Source organism: Pseudomonas sp. 14P5.3.2 (assembly GCF_057799175.1).
This window is the reverse complement of the sequence record NZ_JBYOKU010000001.1, coordinates 70379-90549: the sequence shown is the minus strand read 5'-3', so window position 1 is coordinate 90549 and position 20171 is coordinate 70379. Positions and strand designations below refer to the sequence as shown.

Sequence of the window (20171 nt, the reverse complement as noted above, 5' to 3'; positions counted from 1 at the left end):
AGCACAGGCATCAGGCCAGCGGACCAGGACGTGCAGCCCCTGAATGTATGACCTCACTTCCTGGAAATTCCCATGAAAACGCCTCATACCTGCGCTGCACGCGTCATTCCCCTCCTTTTCCTGACATTCAGCGCTGCCGCCACGTTAAGCGGTTGCATGAGCGCTGAACAACAAGCGGCTGAAGACCGTCAGACATGCGCCGGTTACGGCTACGTACAAGGCTCTACCGAGTTTGCAAACTGCATGATGATCTCCGACCAGAAACGCAAGAAAGCCGTTGCCGATTGGCAAGCCCAGCAAGATCGGGAGTGGCAACAGAAAACCGCGAAACCCGCCATGCAGGAATGTAATACCACCGAAAGCGTCGACGTTCAGGGTGACGCGTCAGCCGATGGCCAAACCACACGAACCAAGTCCAACACGGTATGCATCGGTCAATAAGGCGAGGTCTTGAATGAGACCATCTGCCTCGCTCATTGCCCTGAGTAGCCTTTGACGCGCATGCAATCATTCGTCAGGTCGATCTGTTTTTCCGCAATGACGATCCCGTCACCCACGGCACTGCCCATGCCGTGAGTTGTATCGTTTGCAGCAGGGCTTGAATGGTAGCTGGCGGTCGCGGCCTTGGCCTGGTACTGGCATTCAGCTTTGTCGTGCTGAATATCAGCGGCACTCGCGCCGGGCCTGGACCAGTCATGCACAGATGTCACACAGGCGCTCAACAGCGTCGCAAGCAACGCAATCATCAATAACTTCATGGTGTGTACCGCCGATAGATTAAAAGTTGCAATGTTTCTGGCTGGCTCGAATCGCCGAAACAGCGATCACTTGCAGACGAATGTCACGTTAGCCACGTCATTCCCGGGATCGAGCGGCAAGCGCGATTGCACGTCAAACACGTCGATCTGCTTGCCGAGCGAAGCGCACTTCTTCCCGGCGCCGCTAAGCGCCATCCGACGGGCGTCGGAATGAGTGTGGCGGGACGGCTGTGTTTTTGCCGAGACCTGATACTCATAAGGACCGAGTTTCAGGTCGTGGGATTGCCAGACATAGTTGCCGACCAATGCAATGGCGCTCACAGCGATGATCATATTGAGTTTCATGGCAAGTATCGGACGCTGCATATTTGAATGCTCATCACGCCCACCTTTCTCTGTGAATAAAGCCTCATTGCTGTCATTCGGAAAATCGGATGACACCCGGTGCAGTGTGTTGCGCGGGCTGAAACCGCTCACTGTCGCCGCCGAGCAATGATTGAGCAGCGCTATGTTTAAGTGAAGAAAAACGCAGTATCTTTCAGTAACGATTAGAAATACTTAACCAGAGCGACAGCCATGCAACTCGACGCAAAACAGATGCAGGCGTTCCTCGCCGTGGTCGACAGCGGCAGTTTCGAGAAGGCTGCGGAACGTCTTAACGTGACGCCGTCGGCGGTGTCGCAACGCATACACGCCCTTGAAGTTCGCTTGGGCCGCTCGGTGGTGGTGCGCGGTCGCCCGTGCGAGCCGACCCTAGCGGGCAGAAAACTGATGCTCTATCTGCGTCGTGCAACCGTGCTCGAAGAAGAACTGCTGAACGAGCTGACCGGCGATGAACAGGATCACCTGCGCGTGGTCATTGCCGTCAATGGCGACACGCTGGCGACATGGTTCTTTCCGGCACTGGCCGAGATATTCGTCAGCGAGAATATTTTGCTCGACGTCGTGGTCGATGATCAGGATCACACCTATGCCTTGCTGGAAAGCGGCCAGGTCATCGGCTGTATCGGCACGCGTTCGCAGCCTATGCGCGGTTGTTTCGCTGAGCTGCTGGGTCCGGTGCGTTACCAGTTGGTCGCATCGCCAGAGTTTCAGCAGCGCTGGTTTGCCAAAGGCCTGACCCGCGCGGCGGCACGCAAGGCGCCGGTATTTGCCTATTCGCGCAAAGACACCCTGCAGTCGGAGTTCATGCAGTCACGCTTCGGCCTGCACGCAGACGCTTACCCCACGCACTACCTGTCACTGCCAGAGGCTCGTCTGAAAGCCATTCGCCGCGGACTCGGCTACGGCATGGTGCCGTATATGCAGGTCAGCGATTTGCTGAAAAGTCGTGAACTGGTGGATGTGGCGCCGGGGCATTTCACCGATGTCGAGCTGTACTGGCATGCGTGGGCGCTGCAATCACCGCGCATGGAAATGCTCTCCGAGCGCGCCGTGCACGCAGCACGACGGATCTTGAGCAGCAAAGGACCGGTGAAGCGCTCCACCATCTCGAGAAAATGACCAGCGCCGCTGCCGAGGCTGCCCTCGGCAGCGGCGACGCGAGTCACCGCTGCACATCTGCCCTCAGTCCGGCCCATCCTCAAACAACGGTAGACCAAACAGCAACACGTCCGCCCGCTCCTCGCCAAACCGGGCGATACCTGGCAAGCGGGCCCAGAGTACCGCGCCGATGGATTGCACGATGTGCTGGCTAGGCACGTTGGCGGCCATGATCCAGGCGACCAGGGTTTCCAGGCCGAACTGACGCCCGAGGATCACCGTCGCATGGCCCAGGCGCACGCCGATGCCACTGCCGTAGCGATCGGCGCGCACATAAATGGCGGTTTCGCCGGTGTTGCGGCAGGCCTGGGTGCCCCAACTGAAGCGGTTGATCGACAGCCAGCCAACCACTTCGCCGCCGCGTTCAAGCACGTAGACGGGCAGGCCATCGCGCTTGTACAGATTGATATAGAAAGTCACTTCCTCAAGCGTCATCGGCCGGGTCACTGGCGAGTTGGCACCCGTGCCGGCGGTTTCGTTGAAGATCTCCATCATCGCCGGCAGGTCGGCATCGCAGGACTCACGCACACCGCGCGGCAGGGTCATGGGTTGGCTATGACGAAATCCGTTCATGCGCTGGCCCTCTCGGTGTAGACACTGGACTTCAACTGGCACCGGGCCCTGGCCAGACGTGAACGCACCGTGCCGATGGGCACGCCCAGTTGCTGCGCGGCGTCCTGATAGCTGATGTCGGAATCCACCACCAGATCGATCACCGCGCGCATGTCCACCGATAAGTCGTCGATGGCCTCCAGCGTGCGCCTGAGCAGACGCTGGTGCTCGCTGACCTGGCTCGGGTCGTGGCCATATTCCAGACTTTCGATGCCTGCCTCTTCCAGCACCGCGCACTGCGGCCGGCGATAGAAGTTCTTGAAGTGGTTGCTGACCAGGTTAGTGGCAATGCCGAACAGCCAGGTTTCCGGTTTCGACGCCCCGGTGTACTTGTGCTGGTTGCGCCAGGCTTCCAGATAAGTCATCTGCATCAGGTCATCGACATCGGCCGGGTTGAACACTCGCTTATTGATGAAACCGCGCAGCTTTTTCTCGCTGCTGTGTGCCAGTCCGCCCAGGTCCAGTTCGATGGCGGCAATGACTTTCGCTTCCGTTTGAACACTACTCGATTCCACGCTTGTTCCCTCATCACTCACGCTATGCCGACAGTGGCGGGAGGGATAGAGAGCAGCGAGCGTACCAACCCTGGTAATTTTCCAACGTGTTGTTTTTAAACACTTTTAAAAACAGAAAAGTGCGTTTTTTGCCATTTGTTGCACTTTCGACAAAATGCCTGTGCCAGTTCTTGCACAGTCAACCGGGCTGCTTCGCGCCCAGGGAACCGGACGCCGGCAAACGCCACTCACTGCACACCTGAATAGCGGTGGAACGTGCGCCTCCATGAAAATTTCCAACTACAACGATGCCCTGCCACTGGACTTGCTGCCGCGTCCGCTGTTTGGCACCGAAGCCACTGCGGCCACGGCGAAGAACCCGCTGATCGACTCCATGGAAGAGGTGGCCCTGAAGTTCAGCGAAAGCATCGAGCGCCACAGCAAGAGCCTCGACGAGCGCCACATCAGCGATGCTTCCCGAGGGCAGCGCGTGGAGCGCATCGAGAAGCTCGTCGAGCTCTATCGCCTGCTTGATCACGGCGACCAGCCAAGCCTCGAACAACAGGCGCGGCGCATGCAGCAGCAACTGCAACAGCAGCCGTCGCTGCAGGCGGCGCTGAGCGTCGCGGACAATGATCCGGCGCGCACCGACATCCTGCTGCAACAGGCGATGCGCCTGTCATTGGCTGAAGGTCTGGACGGCGAGGCGCAGAACACGCGCGAGCTGATCGACGAATTGCGTCTGGTGCACGGTGACAAAATCCGAGCGGGCTTCAATACCGCCAGCGCCATCGCCCTGTTCAGCCGCGACCCGCAGCAACGCGCGGCGATGCGTCAGCTCTACTACAAAGCCATCGTCGGCCAGCAACCCTTGGCCAGCCTGCTCGAAGCCCTGCTCGAACACTTCAGTGAAGAGCAATTCGCCCGTGGCCTGCGCACCTTGCAACGGGCGCTGGCGGACGACATCGCCGCCCTTTCGCCCTCGTTGCCCGGTAACGTTCTCGGCTCGATGTTGCGCGGCTTGGGCTCCTGCGGGCAGCTCAACAATCTGATCAAGGCTTGCCACGACCTGTTGCAGCGTTTGAGCCAGAAACAACGCCGCGAAAGCATGACGCCGCTGGCCATGAGCAAACGGCTGCTGCGCTTTTGTGCCAACGGTTTCTTTGCCCGCGACCTGACGCTGCTCAGCGATGACACCCTGGACAACGCTCCGCACTTGCAGCCGCTGTATTTCAACGGCCTCTATCCACTGCTGCAAAACCTGCCGCTGGTGTTGTGGAAAGACCTCAAGACCCGGCAAAACGGCCTGCGCCTGTTGCATAACCTGATGGAGCAACTGGCCCGGCAAGAACGCCAGGCCATGGGGCTGGTCGAGCCGGGGCGAGGTCTGCAATGAATCGCCTGATCCACGCCCTCAACCGCCTGGCGCTGGCGGTGATGCGCCGCACCGAAATCGTCGGCGCCGTGATGGTCATGGCCATCGTGTTCATGATGATCCTGCCACTGCCCACCGCATTGGTCGACGTGTTGATTGCGCTGAACATCTGCATCTCTTCGCTGCTGATCGTGCTGGCCATGTACCTGCCGCGACCGCTGGCGTTCTCGACGTTTCCGGCAGTGCTATTGCTGACCACCATGTTTCGGCTGTCGCTGTCGATTGCCACCACCCGCCTGATCCTGCTGCAACAGGATGCGGGGCACATCGTCGAAGCCTTCGGCAGTTTCGTGGTGGGCGGCAATCTAGCGGTGGGTCTGGTGATCTTCCTGATCCTGACCATCGTCAACTTTCTGGTGATCACCAAGGGCTCGGAACGGGTGGCCGAAGTCGCCGCGCGCTTCACCCTGGATGCCATGCCCGGCAAACAGATGTCGATCGACAGCGACCTGCGCGCCAACCTGATCAACGTGCGTGAAGCCCGTCAGCGGCGCGAGCAATTGTCCAAGGAAAGTCAGTTGTTCGGTGCCATGGACGGTGCGATGAAATTCGTCAAAGGTGACGCCATCGCCGGTCTGGTGATCGTCTTTATCAACCTGATCGGCGGCTTCTCCATCGGCGTGCTGCAAAACGGCATGCAAGCCTCCGACGCCATGCACCTGTACTCGGTGCTGACCATCGGCGACGGCCTGATCGCGCAGATTCCCGCGCTGCTGATTTCCCTGACTGCCGGCATGATCATCACCCGGGTAGCGCCGGACAGTCAGGCCGGCGACGCCAACATCGGCCATGAAATCGCCGAACAATTGACCAGTCAGCCCAAGGCCTGGGTGTTTTCCTCGATCGGCATGCTCGGCTTTGCCGCGATCCCCGGCATGCCCAGTCTGGTGTTCATCAGCATCAGCCTGATTTGCCTGTTCAGTGGCCTGATTCAGCTGTGGCGCATTCGCCAGAAGCAGATTCTCCAGGATCACGACGGCGCCACCCGCAATGGCGCGCCCGAGCTCAATGGCCGCGAAGACATCCGCCGCTTTAATCCGTCCCGCGCCTATTTGTTGCAGTTCCATCCCGCCCACAAAGGCAGTGCGGCGCTGGAGCGTTTGCTGCACGGCATTCGCCAGCGACGTAACACCCTGGTGCACCGTTTCGGCTTGACATTGCCTTCGTTCGATCTGGAGTTCAGCGAGGATTGCGCCGAAGACGAATTTCGATTCTGCGTCTACGAAGTGCCGCTGATTCGCGCCACCTGGAGTGAAACCCTGCAAGCCGTGCATCTGCGCCAGTGCGGGGAGCTGCACGACGGCGAGCCGGGGCGCGCGGAGCGTGATGAGAGTGAATGGGTGTGGTTTGCCCCCGACCATGCGCTGTTGCGCATGAGCAGTGTCGAGCCGGTCAGTGCCGAGGAACTGATCCTCGAACGCATGAGCCGCGCCTTCCAGGCCACCGGCCCGCAGTTCATTGGTCTGCAGGAAAGCAAGGCGATCCTCGGCTGGCTCGAAAGCGAACAGCCGGAGCTGGCGCAGGAGCTGCAACGTACCCTGCCCCTGGCGCGTTTCGCCGCCGTGCTGCAACGGCTGTCCGCCGAGCTGGTGTCGCTGCGCTCGGTGCGGCCGATTGCCGAGACGCTGATCGAACAAGGGCAACACGAACGCGACCTGAACGCCCTCACCGATTACGTGCGCATCGCCCTCAAGGCACAAATCTGCCACCAGCACACCGAACAAGGTGCGCTCAATGCGTGGCTGATCACCCCGGAAACCGAAGTGCTGCTGCGCGACGCCCTGCGCCAGAGCCAGAACGAAGCCTGGTTTGCCCTCGAACCGGAACTGGGCAATGCCCTGCTCGAACAACTGCGCCACGCTTTCCCGCTGCGCTCGCGACCGGCGCCGGTGCTGCTGGTGGCGCAGGACCTGCGCAGCCCGTTGCACGGTTTGCTCAGGGATGAATTCAACCATGTTCCGGTGCTGTCCTTCGCCGAGTTGCTGTCCTCGGTGCAGGTACAGGTGCTGGGACGCCTCGATCTGCAAGAAGCCCATGCCTTGATGGCCTGACGGAGTGATGCGATGAAACCCGAGATGATGTATGAGCTGCGCGTGCTCACCGGTTTGCACCGGGGTGCGGCGCTGCCGTTGAGCGGTGGCGAATGGTGCATCGGTTCGGCCCAGAGCGCCGACCTGGCGTTGTACGACCCCGGCATCAAGGATCGCCACTGCCTGCTGCGGCTGGTCGACGACACCTGGTCGCTGGCCCGCAAGGACGGCCCGGTCACCGACAGCGAGGGGCACAAGGTCGATGCCATCGCCACCCTGCAACCGGGCACGCCGTTTGCCCTCAATGGTGTCTGGTTGTCGGTGGTCAGTGCCAACACCGAATGGCCCGCCGAGGAAGAGCCTGAAGATCAGCCGCAGGCATCGACAGAAACCCCATTGCCGCCCATGAATGCGGAGCGCGACGCTGACATAGCCGCCCCGACTCGCTCGCGTTCGCTGCTCGGCCCATTGCTGATGCTGGGTGCGCTGTTGCTGTTTCTCGCCACATTGATCTGGGGCATCAACACCCCGGCGCAACCGCCGACGCCGCTGCCAGTGCCGGGCCGAACCGCGCTCAAGGATGCCGCCGAAGTCCGTCAGGTTCTGCAAGACATGCTCAACGAGCGTGAGTTGCAGAGCCGGATCAGCCTCGTCGAGCAACCGGGCAAAATCCTGCTCAAAGGCCGTTTCGACGAGGACGATCTGCTGCAATCGACCGAACGCATGCTGCTGCGTTTCGAGCAGCAGTATCGCAGCCCGTTGCAGGTGCTCAGCGACCTGCCCGAAGCCACCCCGCTGCTGCCGTTCAGCATTGTCCAGATCAGTCTGGCGCGCTTGCCCAACGTGTTGACCAGCGATGGCCGGCGCTTGTTTCTCGGCGACGAAGTGGCTGGCGTGCGGCTGGTCGGCATCAGCGAACATCAAGTGGTGTTCGAAGGTGATCGGCGCATTGAGGTGAGCTGGTGATGCAGGATGCCATCGCACAGTTGCAGCAATGGTGCGGGCAACATCGGCAACGGATCGAACACTGCGCACCGGTAGCGATCCACGGGCGCATCACCGGGGTCAGCGGCATTTTGCTGCACAGCCGCATGCCCCGGGCGCGGATCGGCGATCTGTGCCAGATCCAGCGTGCCGACGGCAGCGAGGTGATGGCCGAAATCGTCGGGTTCGACCGTGAACACACGTTGCTGGCGGCCCTCGGCGCGCTGGACGGGATAGCCATTGGCGCGCGAGTCACACCACTGTTCCAGCCGCACAGTCTGCTGGTCGGCGATCACCTTTTAGGCTGCGTGCTCGACGGCTTTGGCCGCGCGCTCAACGGCGAAGGCCCGCAGGCGTTTGCCGAGGCCGGGGCGATTGGCGCGCTGCCGGTGATTCGCGATGCCCCTGCCGCCAGCGAGCGCCCGCGAATCGAAGCACCGCTGGCCACCGGGCTGCGCGCCATCGACGGTCTGCTGACGCTGGGTGAAGGCCAGCGGGTGGGGATATTCGCCGGCGCCGGCTGCGGCAAGACCACCCTGCTCGCCGAACTGGCACGCAATACCCCGTGTCAGGCCATCGTGTTTGGCTTGATCGGCGAGCGCGGACGCGAGCTGCGTGAGTTTCTCGACCATGAACTGGATGCCGAACTGCGCAGCCGCACCGTGCTGGTCTGCGCCACCTCCGACCGCAGCAGCATGGAGCGCGCCCGCGCTGCGTTCACCGCCACGGCGATTGCCGAGGGCTTCCGCCAGCAGGGCAAGTCGACGCTGCTGATCATTGACTCGCTGACCCGCTTTGCCCGTGCCCAGCGCGAGATCGGTCTGGCCAGCGGTGAGCCGGCCGGGCGCGGTGGCTTGCCGCCGTCGGTCTACAGCCTGTTGCCGCGTCTGGTGGAACGCGCCGGGCGCACCCACGACGGCGTCATCACCGCGCTGTATTCGGTGCTGATCGAACAGGACTCGATGAACGATCCGGTCGCCGACGAGGTGCGCTCGCTGCTCGACGGCCACATCGTGCTGTCCCGGCGCCTGGCCGAACGCGGGCATTACCCGGCGGTGGACATTCTCGCCAGCCTGAGCCGGACAATGAGCAATGTGGTGGGAACCGAACAGCAACACGGGGCCACACAGTTGCGCCGACTGATGGCTGCTTATCAGCAAGTGGAAATGCTCATCAAGCTCGGCGAGTACCAGCCTGGCAACGACCCGCTGACCGATTGCGCCGTGGACGCTCGCGCCCGCATCGAGGCCTTCCTCCAGCAATCGCTGCGCGAGCCGGTGACGCTCGATGAAACCCTGGATCACCTTCTGCAGGTAACCGCCCATGCTCCAGTCTGATTCCGATTACCAGACCCCGGCCAATGCCGACCTGACACCGACGCTCGATCTGCTACTGCCGATCCGCCGCCACCGTTTGACCATGGCCGAACAAGCCTGGCACCGCCAACGCTCGGTGCTCAGCGCCTTGCACGGCCGGCTCGAACAATTGGCCGGTGAGCTGCGCGAGCTGCGTGACCAACACCAGCAAGGTCGCATTGACCAACGCGACGCCCACGTCAATCGGCGTCTGCTGCTCACCGAGATGAACCAGTGGCTGGTCGGCGAGCAACAGGCTCTGCGCAAAATCGAGCGGGTCGAGCAAAGCTATCAGGCCTTGCAGGACGAACATCGGCAACAGCAGCAATGGACGGCGGACAGCGAGCAGCAACTGCGGCGGCGCCAGCGCGATGTGGAGAAACTCGACTATTTGCGCGACCTCGCACGGGATGCCTCATGAATCCGCGCCACGCCACGCTCAAACCGCCACCGCGTATGCCCGAAGCCCCGCGCCCACGTCAGGAAACCACGGCCTCGACCTGGCCCGCCAGAACCGAACGGCGCCAGGATCTGCGCGGTGAAATTCGTGACGAGAGCGAGCATTTCGAACACTTGCTGGACACCCTGGGCAACCTCGACCGAGACCTGCTGGCCGACTTTGGCGGTGCCGGTTTTCAGGAGCCGCAGCAGCAGAATTCCGGTTCCTCCGCAGACAGTGCGGCGGCACCGGAGCAGCGCGACATCGATTGGTGGCAAGCACTGCTGGAACGTCTGGAGCAGCATCTGGATGATCCGCAACCCGGCGTACTCGAAGCGCATCTGGAGCTGCCCAACCTTGGCCCGGTCAAGGTCAATGTCATCCACCACGGCGCGGCGCTGGAAATCGCCGTGCACATGACTCCGGATGCGTGGCGTCAGGTTGAACCACTGCAGCAGACCAGCGCGACGTGGCTTGCCCGGCAATTGGGACGTGCGGTGCGCCTGCGGCTGCACCGGGAGGGCGTTTGACATGACCGTGCAAGCGTTGCGCCTGCGCAACCTGTCGTCGGCCGAAGCCCAGGTGCGCGAGCGCCTGGGCGCGGGCCTGTGCCTGAACCTGACGCAACCGGCGCCCACTACCCTTCATCTACGGCTGGCCCCGACCGCCTTCAATAGCGAGCCCACCACAGCGCTCGAATCAGTTTGCGGCCGGTTCTGGCTGGACAACGCAGAACCACTGCTGAGTGCGATCTCCGCATGCCCGGCGATCCTTGCCGACCCACTGACTGCCAGCACGCAATGCTCCTGGTACTGGCCGCTGTACAACCAGTATCTGGCCCCTGAACTGCAGGCGATATGGAGCCCGTTGCAAACGGTCATTGCACCGCCCGTGCCGGGGCTGGACTGTCTGCTGGAGCTGCGCGGCGCGACGCTGGGCACCCACACCAGCCGTCTGCGAATCAGCGCCGAGACCTTGCTGCGCTGGCTCGAAAACGCGGCCTGGCAAAGCAATCCCGGCAACGATAACGACCCGATCTGGCCCGTGCATATCCCGTTGCTGCTGGGACATTGCAGCTTGAGTCGCGGCGAATTACTCGGCCTGCAACCGGGTGATGTTCTGCTTATCCACCAGGCCCTGTTCAGCGCCGACGGCCAGGGCAGCCTGCAGATCGGCGCCTGCCGTCTGCACCTGCGTCAATTGCCGGGCACTGCCCTGCACTTCACCCTCACCGAACTGGAAGACCTGACGATGAATGCCTCTCTGGATCACTTCGCCCTCGCCGATCAACCCGTGTCCAGCGAGGTACAGCCCTCAGCGCCGGGTGCAGAATCCACGCGCTTTGACGACCTGCCGCTGGCCCTGACCTTGCGTGCCGGCAGCCTCCACTTGAGCCTCGGCCAGTTGCGTAATCTGGGGGTCGGCTCGGTGCTGCGATTCAACGGCTGCACCCCGGGGGAAGCCACGTTATGTCACGGCGAGCGGGTGCTGGCGCAGGGCGAACTGGTCGACATCGAAGGCCGTCTGGGCTTGCAGATCACCCGGCTGGAGCCGCGCTTGTGAATGTGCAGGATGTCGACCCGCTGACCCTCGCCCTGTTCCTCGGCGCCCTGTCGCTGGTGCCGCTGCTGATGATGATTTGCACCGCGTTCCTGAAGATTTCCATGGTGCTGCTGATTACCCGCAACGCCATCGGTGTGCAGCAGGCACCGCCGAACATGGCGCTGTACGGCATCGCGCTGGCGGCGACGCTGTTCATCATGGCGCCGGTGTTCAACGACATGGGCCAGCGCTTCCGGCAGTTGCCGCAACGCATGGACAACTTCAGCGCCATGCAAAGCGCCGGCACCCAGGTGCTGGAGCCGTTGCGCCTGTTCATGTCACGCAATGTCGATCCCGACATCCAGACCCATCTGCTGGAAAACACTCAGCGCATGTGGCCGGCGCCGATGGCGGCCAAGGCCAGCCGCGACGACCTGCTGCTGATTGTCCCGGCGTTCGTGCTCTCGGAATTGCAGGCCGGGTTCCAGATCGGTTTTCTGATCTACGTGCCCTTCATCGTGATCGACCTGATCGTCTCCAACATCCTGCTCGCGCTGGGCATGCAAATGGTGGCGCCGATGACCATTTCCCTGCCGTTGAAGATCCTGCTGTTCGTGCTGGTCGATGGCTGGACACGACTGCTCGATGGCCTTTTCTACAGCTACCTGTGAGGGCGCCATGGATACATTGACGCTGTTCAAGCAGGCAATGTTGCTGGTGGTGGTGCTGTCGGCGCCGCCGTTGATCGTGGCGGTGATCGTCGGCGTGCTGACCTCGTTGCTGCAAGCGGTCATGCAGTTGCAGGACCAGACCCTGCCGTTCGCGATCAAACTTGTCGCCGTGGGCATCGCTCTGGCGTTGACCGGACGCTGGATTGGCGTCGAGTTGATGCAATTGGCCAACCTGGCATTCAGCATGATCGCGCAGACGAGGGCCTGAAATGTTCCAGCCGGCCTTCACTGAAGTCTCCGAATCCATCCTCGCTCTGACGTTAGGCATGGCGCGCCTCTATCCCTGCCTGTTTCTGGTGCCGGCGTTCGCCTTTCGCGAGATCAAGGGCATGCTGCGCCACGCCATCGTCCTGGCGTTGGCGCTGGTGCCGATGCCAGGCATCCGCGCCAGTCTGACCGGTCACGACCTGGGCTGGATCGACCTTGGCGGGCTGGTCTTGAAAGAGAGCCTGATCGGCCTGCTGCTGGGCCTGTTGCTGGCGATGCCGTTCTGGATGTTTGAGTCCATCGGCTGCCTGTTCGACAACCAGCGCGGTGCGCTGATCGGCGGCCAGATCAACCCGGCATTAGGCGACAACACCTCGGAACTGGGGCACATGTTCAAGCAACTGTTGATTCTGTTGCTGATCCTCGGCGGCGGTTATGCCGCGCTGACGCAGGTGATCTGGGACAGCTACGCGGTGTGGCCGGCCAATCACTGGCTGCCAATGCCCGCTGCGGATGGCTGGGATCTTTACCTGAAACTGCTCGCCAGCACCTTTCGCTGCATGGTGCTGTACGCCGCGCCGCTGGTGGGTTTGTTGTTGCTGATCGAGTTCGGCATGGCGATTCTCAGCCTGTACAGCCCGCAGTTGCAGGTGTCGACGCTGGCGATGCCGGCAAAAAGCCTGGTCGGTCTGGGCTTTCTGGTGCTCTATCTGCCGATGCTGTGCTGGCTCGGCCAGGGCCAGTTGGCGCAGTTGGGCGACTTCAAACACCTGCTGCCCTTGCTGCTCAAGGCCACGCCATGAGCGAAAAAACCGAGCAGCCGACGCAGAAAAAACTCGCCGATGCCCGCAAGAAAGGTCAGGTAGGCCAAAGCCAGGACGTGCCCAAACTGCTGATCTTCGGCGCACTGCTCGAGCTGATCCTGGGGCTGGCCGACGGCGGCATCGCCAGGCTCAAGGCGCTGATGAACCTGCCCCTGCAGCAGATCGGCCGGCCGTTCGGCGCCGGCGTCGGCGAGGTGTTGACCAAGGCCGGCTGGGACTTGTTGCTGTTCATGCTGCCAGTGCTGGGGATTGCCGTGGCCATGCGCCTGATCGGTGGCTGGGTGCAGTTCGGGCCGCTGTTCGCGCCCGAAGCGCTCAAGCTGGATTTCGAGCGGCTCAATCCACTGAATCAGTTCAAGCAGATGTTCTCTTCGCGCCAGTTGTTCAACCTGCTCAACAGCCTGTGCAAGGCGTTGCTGATCGGTGTGGTGCTGTACCTGGTGTTGCCGCCGGCGCTGGGCGATCTGATCGGTCTGGCCAGTGCTGACCTGGACACTTACTGGCAAGCCATGATCGCCCTGTTTCGCCGCCTCTCGCGTATCTGCCTGGGTTTGCTGCTGGTGCTGGCGGTGGTGGACTTCGCCCTGCAGAAGTACTTCTTCATCAAGGGTCAGCGCATGAGCCACGAAGACCTGCGCAAGGAATTCAAGCAAATGGAAGGCGACCCGCACATGAAGTCGCACCGCAAGTCGCTGGCCCGGGAAATGCTCCAGCAGCCGGCCGGCGCGGCTGCGGCCAAGGCGCCGGTGGAAGAAGCCGACTTGCTGCTGGTCAACCCGACCCACTATGCCGTGGCGTTGTTCTATCGCCCGCAGCAAACCCCGCTGCCACGCATCATCGGCAAAGGCCACGATGCCGAGGCGCGGGAGCTGATCGAGCGCGCCCGGGCGGCCGGCGTGCCGGTGATTCGTTACGTGTGGCTGGCGCGCACGCTGTATCGCAGCGAAGTCGGCCAGTTCATCCCGCGTGAAACCCTGCAAGCGGTGGCTCAGGTCTATCGCCTGCTGCGTGAGCTCGACGATCAGCTGCAGGAGCAGACCATTGAAATGCCCGGCACACCCTACTGAACCACCAAGGAACCATCAAGGAACCAGCTCTCGGCGCCGGCCACTCAGGGCAAAGGAATTTTTCCTGAACGCCCAAGGCGGACGTAACGACCCCGCCGTGTCAGTCCATGACCTGGAGCTCTCCCATGGAGTCATCGATTCAACGGGCGGCGTCGCCGACGCTGGCGCCCCTCCCGCAGACCACCCACAACCCGCTGGGCCTGGAACAACAGCAGCAGGCACCGACCCAGCGCAGCAGTCACACCTTGAGAGATCTGGGTCGACGCCTGCTGAACCTGGTCGGCCATGTCAAACAGGACACCCAGGCGACGCCTCGCCTGTCGGCCCCCTCCTCCTCGGCCAGCAACGCCAATCCGTCGGCGGCACTGGAAAGCGAACCGCAGGCCTCGTCTTCGAGCGCCGGCAACACCGGGCAAACGCCGCGACTGAGCCGCAGCAACGCCGCGCACTTCAATGGTCAGGAAGAGCGCATTCAGCGCCGCACGCCGAGCGACGACAAGTCGCCGGAGATACATCTGGATGCCAAGGGCCAGCCGCAATTCAGTGATTTCAAACCGGCTGCGGTGGCCGATCTGCTGCACAGCACCTTGACCCGATCCGGGCAGCACTATCAGGCCAGCGCCAGTGACCGCAATGGCGAGGACCATCTGCTGCTGGAGTCCCAAGGCCATTTGCTGCACATCAAACAGACGCCGATCGCCGTGACAATGCTGCGCAGCAGCCAGCCGGCCGGCCCGCAGGAAACCGGCAAAGGTCAGTCACCGACACTGGTCCTGCAAGACCAGCAAGCACGCGTCAACACCGGCAACGCACTGGACACGATTGGCCGCGCGCATCTCGGCCATCTGACCGGAATCCATCAGGATCGCGACGGTCAGCCCTTGCGTCTGCACGAAGAAAAGCTTTACGAATTCGATCACGCCAGCCGCACCTGGAGCACGCCGCCGGGCAGCGAAGACATGCAGTTCAGCCATCTGTCGAGTCAGGGCAACGGCAAGTTGTATGGACAGATCGGCGATCATCTGGTGGACCTCACCAGCCGCGATGTACCGCACGTTGAAATTCCGCAACTCAAGGCCTTTTCGGTCGGCGCCGATCAGCATGTCGCGACCCTGAGTGGCGAGCAGAACCGTACCCTGCACCTGTTCGATCTGGCACAGGAAACCCCGGCCACCGGCGCCGGCAAGACGCTGATCCTCAATGGCGGCCTGGCCGAAGCCAGGCACATCGGACTGAGCCCTGAGCGCTTGTTCGTCAGCGACACTGAAGGTCGTCTGTACAGCGTCAAGCGTGCGGATATCGATGCCGAATCGTCGACCCTGCAACTGATGCCCGAGGAGCACTTCCACCCCGAAGGTGAACGCCTGGGCGGCAAACATCAGGTCAGCGGTTTGCTCCATGACAATCAGGGCGGTTTGCAGGTGTTGCTCAGCGATCGCGCCGGGCAGACCCACACCCATGCGCTGGACGAGCCCAATCTGCGCCTCAAGGATGGCTGGAATCTCAGTGACGCGCTGGTGCTGGACAACAAGCGCGGCCTGCCCGGCAGTGCCGCGCCAACGCCGGCGCAGACCTTCGACCTTGATCGGCTGGGCCGGGTGGGCCTGAGCGATCAGCGTGTGCAGCGCTGGGACTCCACCAGTCAGGACTGGAAGGACACCGGCATCAAGGACGTCGAGCAGTTGCAGCGCGGTATCGACAGCAAAGCTTATTTGCTGCAGGACGGGCAGTTGAAAAAGCTCGATGTCAGCCCCCATTACAATACCGTCAACGTCGGCGGCAGCCACACCCTGAACCAGCCGCCGCGCTCAACCAAGGTTGCACTGGGCGAGCCGCTGGCCGGCCTTGAAGAGCGCCATATCACTGCATTCGCGATGCTCAACGACAAGCAGTTTGTCGCCCAGGACAGCAACCAGCGCCTGACCGCGCATCATCCCGACGGCACCAGCAGCGACCTCAGCCGCCTCGATCTGGAAGGCACCGTGGCCTCGCTGGCACTGGACGAAAATCACAACCTGCATGCGCTGACCACCGAAGGCAAACTGTTCACTCTGGCCAAGGATGACTGGCAGGCCAAGCCCGACCAGCCGCGCCCTGAGGCCAGCTGGAAACCCGTGCCGCTGCCGGCCGGGCAACGGCTGCAAAGTATCCGCACCGGCGATGACAATCGCTTGAACGTGACCGTCAGGGACAACCCCGAGCAACCGCCCTTGCAGCTCAAGGACCAGACCTGGCAACCCGTGACACCGCGCCCGGCCGACCATAACGCCCTCAGCGACTTGTTCACGCGAGTGCGCGGCGGCGAGAAAACCGCAAGAATTCCCGGTACCGGCCTCACCGCACGCCTGAATGCCAACTTCATGGGCCGTGGCAACGTGGAAAATTCCAACCGTGCACCCACCCGTGAATTCATCCGCGCCAACATTTTCAAACCGACGCTGGAAACCCCGCGGGTACTGAAAAATATCGGTAACCACATCCAGCATCACCACCACGGCCGCGAAGGTTTGCGTCCGCTGTACAAGTCCGAAGGCGAGTTGTTCAAGCGTCTGGAAATTCTCAATCACGATCAGCCCGCCGCGCCGCCGGGGCGCGATCTGAAGTCGCGGATCAGTCAGCTCGATCTTGGCCCGCAAGGCGCCGACCTGCTGCAGGATCTCGAATCCCTGCGCGGCGAGCTGGAGGACAACAGCCTGCGGGCCACCCGGCATCTGGGCCAGCAACACGGCAAGTCGAAACTGCTGCAGCAAAAGGAGGGTTTGCTGAACATTCACGGCGAACTGGCGCCGGCATCACGACGCACGCAACTGAGCATGAAACTGGAAAACCTCGGGCAAAAACTCAATATCGCCAGCTCGGGTCATGACCTGCTCAAGGAGGTGCAAGGCGCACTCAAGCAGGTTGCACCGTCAGCGGACAATCCCACCGGCGCCCTGCTCAAGACCCTGCAGGACAACGGCATGAAGCTCTCTCATCAGAAGGCCGATATTCCCCTCGGGCAACGCCGTGACGCCAGTGACAGCCAAGGACTGACCAAAGCCCGGCTGGCGCTGGACGTGGTGACGCTGAAGGACCTCGGCGACCTGCTGGGCAGGGTGGAAATGCTCCGCCCCGACGCCGACAACAGCCAGCAGCTGGCGCAGTTGAAAAAGCAATTCAGCGATTTGCGGGACAAGACCTACGGTGAACATCCGGTGAAGCAGATCACCGACATGGGTTTCACTGATCACGCCAACCTCGAAGCGTCCTACGACGGCATCAAGGCCTTCCTCAACGGGTTCAAGAAGGAAGACCACGCCACCAGCGTCAACCTGCGGGCCGCAACCGGCAGCAAGACCCAGGCGGAACTGGCGGACCAGCTCAAGTCGGCGCTCAAGCAACTCGAACACCCCGACGACGAAATTGCCCTGCAACGCAGCTACGGACTCAACCTCAGCACGCCGTTCGTGTCGCTGGCCAACAAGGGCATGGGCCCGTGGCCCAGCGGTGCGGTGGGTGGCGGGCGCAATTACAACCTCAACGCCGAGCGTGGCGACAAAGGCGTGACCGTGTACCTGCAACGTGAAGGCTCGGGGATGGCCAGCGGTGGCGTGGGTGGCGGCAAGGACTACTGGCCGGGGTTCTTCAAGGCCGGCGAAGTGGACAAGTTCACCAAGGTTGATATCGGCAATGATCGGCAACTGACCCCGGCGTTTCGCCTGGGCGTGGACGTCACCGGCACCGCCACCCGCACTCAGCGTGACGGCGTGGTGTTCACCGTGCCTGACGAAGGCATCGATCAGTTCGTCGACAACCTGTTCAGCGGCAAGATGAGTCCGCTTGAAGTGATGAAAAAAGGCGTCGATCACGAAACCCAGAAAGGCCTGCGTTTCAACGTCGACGTCAATGCCAGCGCCAGCGCCGAGATGCGCGTCGCCCTTGGCATCAGCGACAAGGACAGCTCGCCGTTATCCGCCGCCGCACGGGTCGGTGTCGGCGGCACGGTCAACGTCAACCTGCTCAACTACACCAACTACTCCCTCGACCAGCACAGCAACAAGGGCGAGTTGCAGGAAAGCAGCCGCAACCGTCCGCGCGCGCTCAACAGCTTCGGCGGTTCACTGTTCGCCCGCGCCCAGCTCGCCGGCAGCAATGCCCAGCCGTCCGGCGCCTCGCAGGGCGTGGTCGCGCCACTGGGTGGCAGTGCGACCGTCAACGTCGACAACAAGACCAGCAAACGCGTCAAATTCACCTTCAAGGAAGCCGAACCGCTGACCAGTGCCAACCTGAGCAAACTCGGTGGCAGCCTCGGCGCCGCGTTCAAGGATCCGGCGTCACAACAGATACTGACGCGACTGGCCGATACCGCACATGCCGACTACGCAGGCCTCGGCCCCAAGGAAAAACTGCAAAAGCAACTGGACGGTCTGCAGCGACACTTCGCCGACAAACCGGCGGAAAACGACGAGCAATACGCAGCCCTGCGCGCGCTCAAGCGGGCCGGCGTGCAGCAACAGGCGGCGGAGGCCAGACACAGCCTGCTCGACGGCGGACGCTTTGAAAGCTCCTACACCAACCTCTCGCGTCTGGACGAGCAAGGCGTGGTGTCCAAGGTCATGAGTCTGGTCAGCCCGATGCACTCGCCGAGCAACGCTGAGCGCGTCTCGGCGTTGCTCGGCCAGGACCCGACGCTCAAGGCCCTGGTCAAGGATCTGCAAGGCACGCCGGGAACCCTGGCGCGAGTGCGCCTTGAACTCAAGGACTCGGTGCAGGACCGCATCGATGAAGGCAGCCGCCGAGGCGACCTGTCGCAGAAGGAACTGGCGGCGCTGCTCAGCGACCGCGACAACATGCGGATCAAGGCCATCACCGTGTTCCAGAGCGTCAACCAGCCCGAGAGTTTCACCTCGCCGCTGCCCTTGGTCAGCTACAGCAGCAGTGCTTCGCTCAACGTCAACAAGACGCTGGGCAAGATCAACTTCAGCTATGGCCAGGATCAGGACACCCCCAAGAGTTACTTCCTCGACGGCGAACTCTCAAGGCCTGGGGCTTCGCTCAAGGCTACGGTGGATGCCTTGAAGAAAGACGGCCTGCAACTCAAGAGCTGAACCTGCCTGCCTTCGCCGTGGTCCGCGTGGCCACGGCTTTTTCTCCAAGCGATTATCCAGACTCTCCAAGGAGGCCACATGCGTCCTGCGTTTTATCCCCTCGACGATTTTCCGTTACTGGCCGAACTGGCCGCGCAATGGCCGTTGATGCAGCACGAGGTGCTGACGTTGCAAGCGCCGGTGCTCGACATCGACCGCACTGACAAGGCTCATGAACAGATTCACCACGAAGTCACCACGCACCTGCAACAGGGCGGCGACTATGGCTGGCTCAAAGGCTGGGGCGACGCCGGTGGTAACCGCGACTGGGTGCAATACCCGCTGCTGTTCCGCGATCAGGTACTGCCTCCCGCCCGGGCGGCACTGCCGCGCACGGTGGCGCTGCTCGAAACCCTGGCCGGGCTCAAGGTCGCCGCCCTCGCTCGACTGGAGCCTCACGCCTGGCTCAGCACTCACCGTCATCCCGAGGTCTGCGAGGAAGGCCTGCTGCAAATGCACCTGACCCTGGGCGCGGCCGCCGAACGCAACTACGCCTACCTGAACGTTGCCGGCGAGTTTTATCAGCATCGCTGCGGCACGGCGGTGATCTTCGACGGCTCGCAGGATCATTTTGTGGTCAATGCCAGCGATGCACCGCGCACGATCCTTTATCTGGAATTCAAGCAGGCACGCCTGCAGGGCCAGCACTGAAGCGCAATAAAAAACGGGCGCCTGTCACCAGGTACCCGTTTTTTTATGGTGGCCGTTAGCGGCGCGGCTGAGCGTTCGCTTCCTGCAAACGCTCAGCCAGCAAACGGACAATCCAGTAGGCCGTCAGCGCAGCTGCCTGCTGTAATTGATCCGTTGCGCCATGCGGCTGGAAATCCTGTTCCAGGCTGTCGATGTAACGCGCCAGGCTGAAGCGCTCACTGCGGCGAATCGCCGGTTTTTCGAGGCTCGCCCGCAAGCTCTGACTGACCAGAGCGATGGCCTGTTCGAACGCCTGACGCTGACGGGCATCCAGCTCGCCATTGCCATGAACCAGCGCCTTCCAACTGCTCGGGATTGAAGGCTGGGCGCTCATG

At 62.2% G+C, this 20171-nt stretch carries 20 protein-coding genes; 15 read left to right on the top strand and 5 right to left on the bottom strand.

Annotation, left to right across the window (positions count from 1 at the left end; genetic code table 11):
* The first annotated feature begins 72 nt into the window (after positions 1 to 72).
* Positions 73 to 441, top strand: a complete 369-nt coding sequence (locus AC27VU_RS00435; RefSeq protein WP_003225036.1) for a hypothetical protein — start codon at positions 73 to 75, stop codon at positions 439 to 441.
* Positions 442 to 473: 32 nt separating this feature from the next.
* Here AC27VU_RS00435 and AC27VU_RS00430 read toward each other — a convergent pair whose 3' ends face one another.
* On the bottom strand, positions 474 to 758 hold the full coding sequence (locus AC27VU_RS00430) for a hypothetical protein (protein WP_003225039.1): 285 nt from the start codon (positions 756 to 758) through the stop codon (positions 474 to 476).
* 66 nt (positions 759 to 824) lie between these two features.
* Positions 825 to 1235 carry a hypothetical protein gene (locus tag AC27VU_RS00425; protein WP_488723124.1) on the bottom strand — a complete coding sequence of 137 codons (411 nt, stop codon included), beginning with the start codon at positions 1233 to 1235 and terminating at the stop codon, positions 825 to 827.
* A gap of 99 nt (positions 1236 to 1334) precedes the next feature.
* On the opposite strand from AC27VU_RS00425, the gene argP reads away from it, so the two are divergent.
* The gene (gene argP / locus AC27VU_RS00420) at positions 1335 to 2261 is read left to right on the top strand and encodes an HTH-type transcriptional regulator ArgP (RefSeq protein ID WP_488723123.1); all 927 of its coding nucleotides are present in this window, start codon (positions 1335 to 1337) and stop codon (positions 2259 to 2261) included.
* A gap of 63 nt (positions 2262 to 2324) precedes the next feature.
* Here argP and AC27VU_RS00415 read toward each other — a convergent pair whose 3' ends face one another.
* Both AC27VU_RS00415 and AC27VU_RS00410 read right to left on the bottom strand, forming a co-directional pair.
* A complete protein-coding gene (locus AC27VU_RS00415) occupies positions 2325 to 2873 on the bottom strand; it encodes a GNAT family N-acetyltransferase (protein WP_226499285.1) in 549 nt (182 codons plus the stop codon).
* Positions 2870 to 3427: an RNA polymerase sigma factor gene (locus tag AC27VU_RS00410; RefSeq protein ID WP_488723122.1), complete on the bottom strand. Its 558-nt coding sequence runs from the start codon at positions 3425 to 3427 to the stop codon at positions 2870 to 2872. The genes AC27VU_RS00415 and AC27VU_RS00410 overlap by 4 nt, the downstream gene beginning before the upstream one ends.
* 265 nt (positions 3428 to 3692) lie before the next feature.
* Here AC27VU_RS00410 and sctW point away from each other — a divergent pair, with 265 nt between their 5' ends.
* The 13 genes from sctW to AC27VU_RS00345 all read left to right on the top strand — a co-directional run bounded on the left by sctW (position 3693) and on the right by AC27VU_RS00345 (position 19797).
* Positions 3693 to 4802, top strand: coding sequence for a type III secretion system gatekeeper subunit SctW (gene sctW / locus AC27VU_RS00405; protein ID WP_003225051.1), 1110 nt, complete (start codon positions 3693 to 3695; stop codon positions 4800 to 4802).
* A complete protein-coding gene (sctV, locus tag AC27VU_RS00400; protein WP_003225053.1) occupies positions 4799 to 6892 on the top strand; it encodes a type III secretion system export apparatus subunit SctV in 2094 nt (697 codons plus the stop codon). The genes sctW and sctV overlap by 4 nt, the downstream gene beginning before the upstream one ends.
* A 12-nt stretch (positions 6893 to 6904) precedes the next feature.
* A complete protein-coding gene (locus AC27VU_RS00395; protein WP_338802040.1) occupies positions 6905 to 7837 on the top strand; it encodes an FHA domain-containing protein in 933 nt (310 codons plus the stop codon).
* A complete protein-coding gene (locus AC27VU_RS00390) occupies positions 7837 to 9192 on the top strand; it encodes a FliI/YscN family ATPase (protein WP_488723121.1) in 1356 nt (451 codons plus the stop codon). Before AC27VU_RS00395 ends, AC27VU_RS00390 begins: the two co-directional genes overlap by 1 nt.
* A complete protein-coding gene (locus tag AC27VU_RS00385) occupies positions 9179 to 9631 on the top strand; it encodes a type III secretion protein (RefSeq protein ID WP_488723120.1) in 453 nt (150 codons plus the stop codon). Before AC27VU_RS00390 ends, AC27VU_RS00385 begins: the two co-directional genes overlap by 14 nt.
* Positions 9628 to 10179 carry a type III secretion system HrpP C-terminal domain-containing protein gene (locus AC27VU_RS00380; protein WP_488723119.1) on the top strand — a complete coding sequence of 184 codons (552 nt, stop codon included), beginning with the start codon at positions 9628 to 9630 and terminating at the stop codon, positions 10177 to 10179. The genes AC27VU_RS00385 and AC27VU_RS00380 overlap by 4 nt, the downstream gene beginning before the upstream one ends.
* A gap of 1 nt (position 10180) precedes the next feature.
* Positions 10181 to 11212: a type III secretion system cytoplasmic ring protein SctQ gene (sctQ, locus tag AC27VU_RS00375; protein ID WP_488723118.1), complete on the top strand. Its 1032-nt coding sequence runs from the start codon at positions 10181 to 10183 to the stop codon at positions 11210 to 11212.
* The gene (gene sctR, locus AC27VU_RS00370; RefSeq protein WP_003225064.1) at positions 11209 to 11862 is read left to right on the top strand and encodes a type III secretion system export apparatus subunit SctR; all 654 of its coding nucleotides are present in this window, start codon (positions 11209 to 11211) and stop codon (positions 11860 to 11862) included. Before sctQ ends, sctR begins: the two co-directional genes overlap by 4 nt.
* A gap of 7 nt (positions 11863 to 11869) precedes the next feature.
* Positions 11870 to 12130, top strand: coding sequence for a type III secretion system export apparatus subunit SctS (sctS, locus tag AC27VU_RS00365; protein ID WP_003225065.1), 261 nt, complete (start codon positions 11870 to 11872; stop codon positions 12128 to 12130).
* Position 12131: 1 nt separating this feature from the next.
* Positions 12132 to 12932 carry a type III secretion system export apparatus subunit SctT gene (gene sctT, locus AC27VU_RS00360; protein WP_488723117.1) on the top strand — a complete coding sequence of 267 codons (801 nt, stop codon included), beginning with the start codon at positions 12132 to 12134 and terminating at the stop codon, positions 12930 to 12932.
* Positions 12929 to 14020 (top strand): type III secretion system export apparatus subunit SctU, encoded by a 1092-nt coding sequence (sctU, locus tag AC27VU_RS00355; RefSeq protein WP_003225071.1) that lies wholly within the window; start codon positions 12929 to 12931, stop codon positions 14018 to 14020. Before sctT ends, sctU begins: the two co-directional genes overlap by 4 nt.
* A gap of 125 nt (positions 14021 to 14145) precedes the next feature.
* Positions 14146 to 19107: an AvrE-family type 3 secretion system effector gene (locus AC27VU_RS00350; protein ID WP_488723116.1), complete on the top strand. Its 4962-nt coding sequence runs from the start codon at positions 14146 to 14148 to the stop codon at positions 19105 to 19107.
* A 78-nt stretch (positions 19108 to 19185) separates the two neighbouring features.
* On the top strand, positions 19186 to 19797 hold the full coding sequence (locus AC27VU_RS00345; RefSeq protein ID WP_262141782.1) for an aspartyl/asparaginyl beta-hydroxylase domain-containing protein: 612 nt from the start codon (positions 19186 to 19188) through the stop codon (positions 19795 to 19797).
* 55 nt (positions 19798 to 19852) lie between these two features.
* On the opposite strand, the gene AC27VU_RS00340 is transcribed toward AC27VU_RS00345, so the two are convergent.
* Positions 19853 to 20170: an HrpW-specific chaperone gene (locus AC27VU_RS00340; protein WP_262141781.1), complete on the bottom strand. Its 318-nt coding sequence runs from the start codon at positions 20168 to 20170 to the stop codon at positions 19853 to 19855.
* Position 20171: the final 1 nt, after the last annotated feature.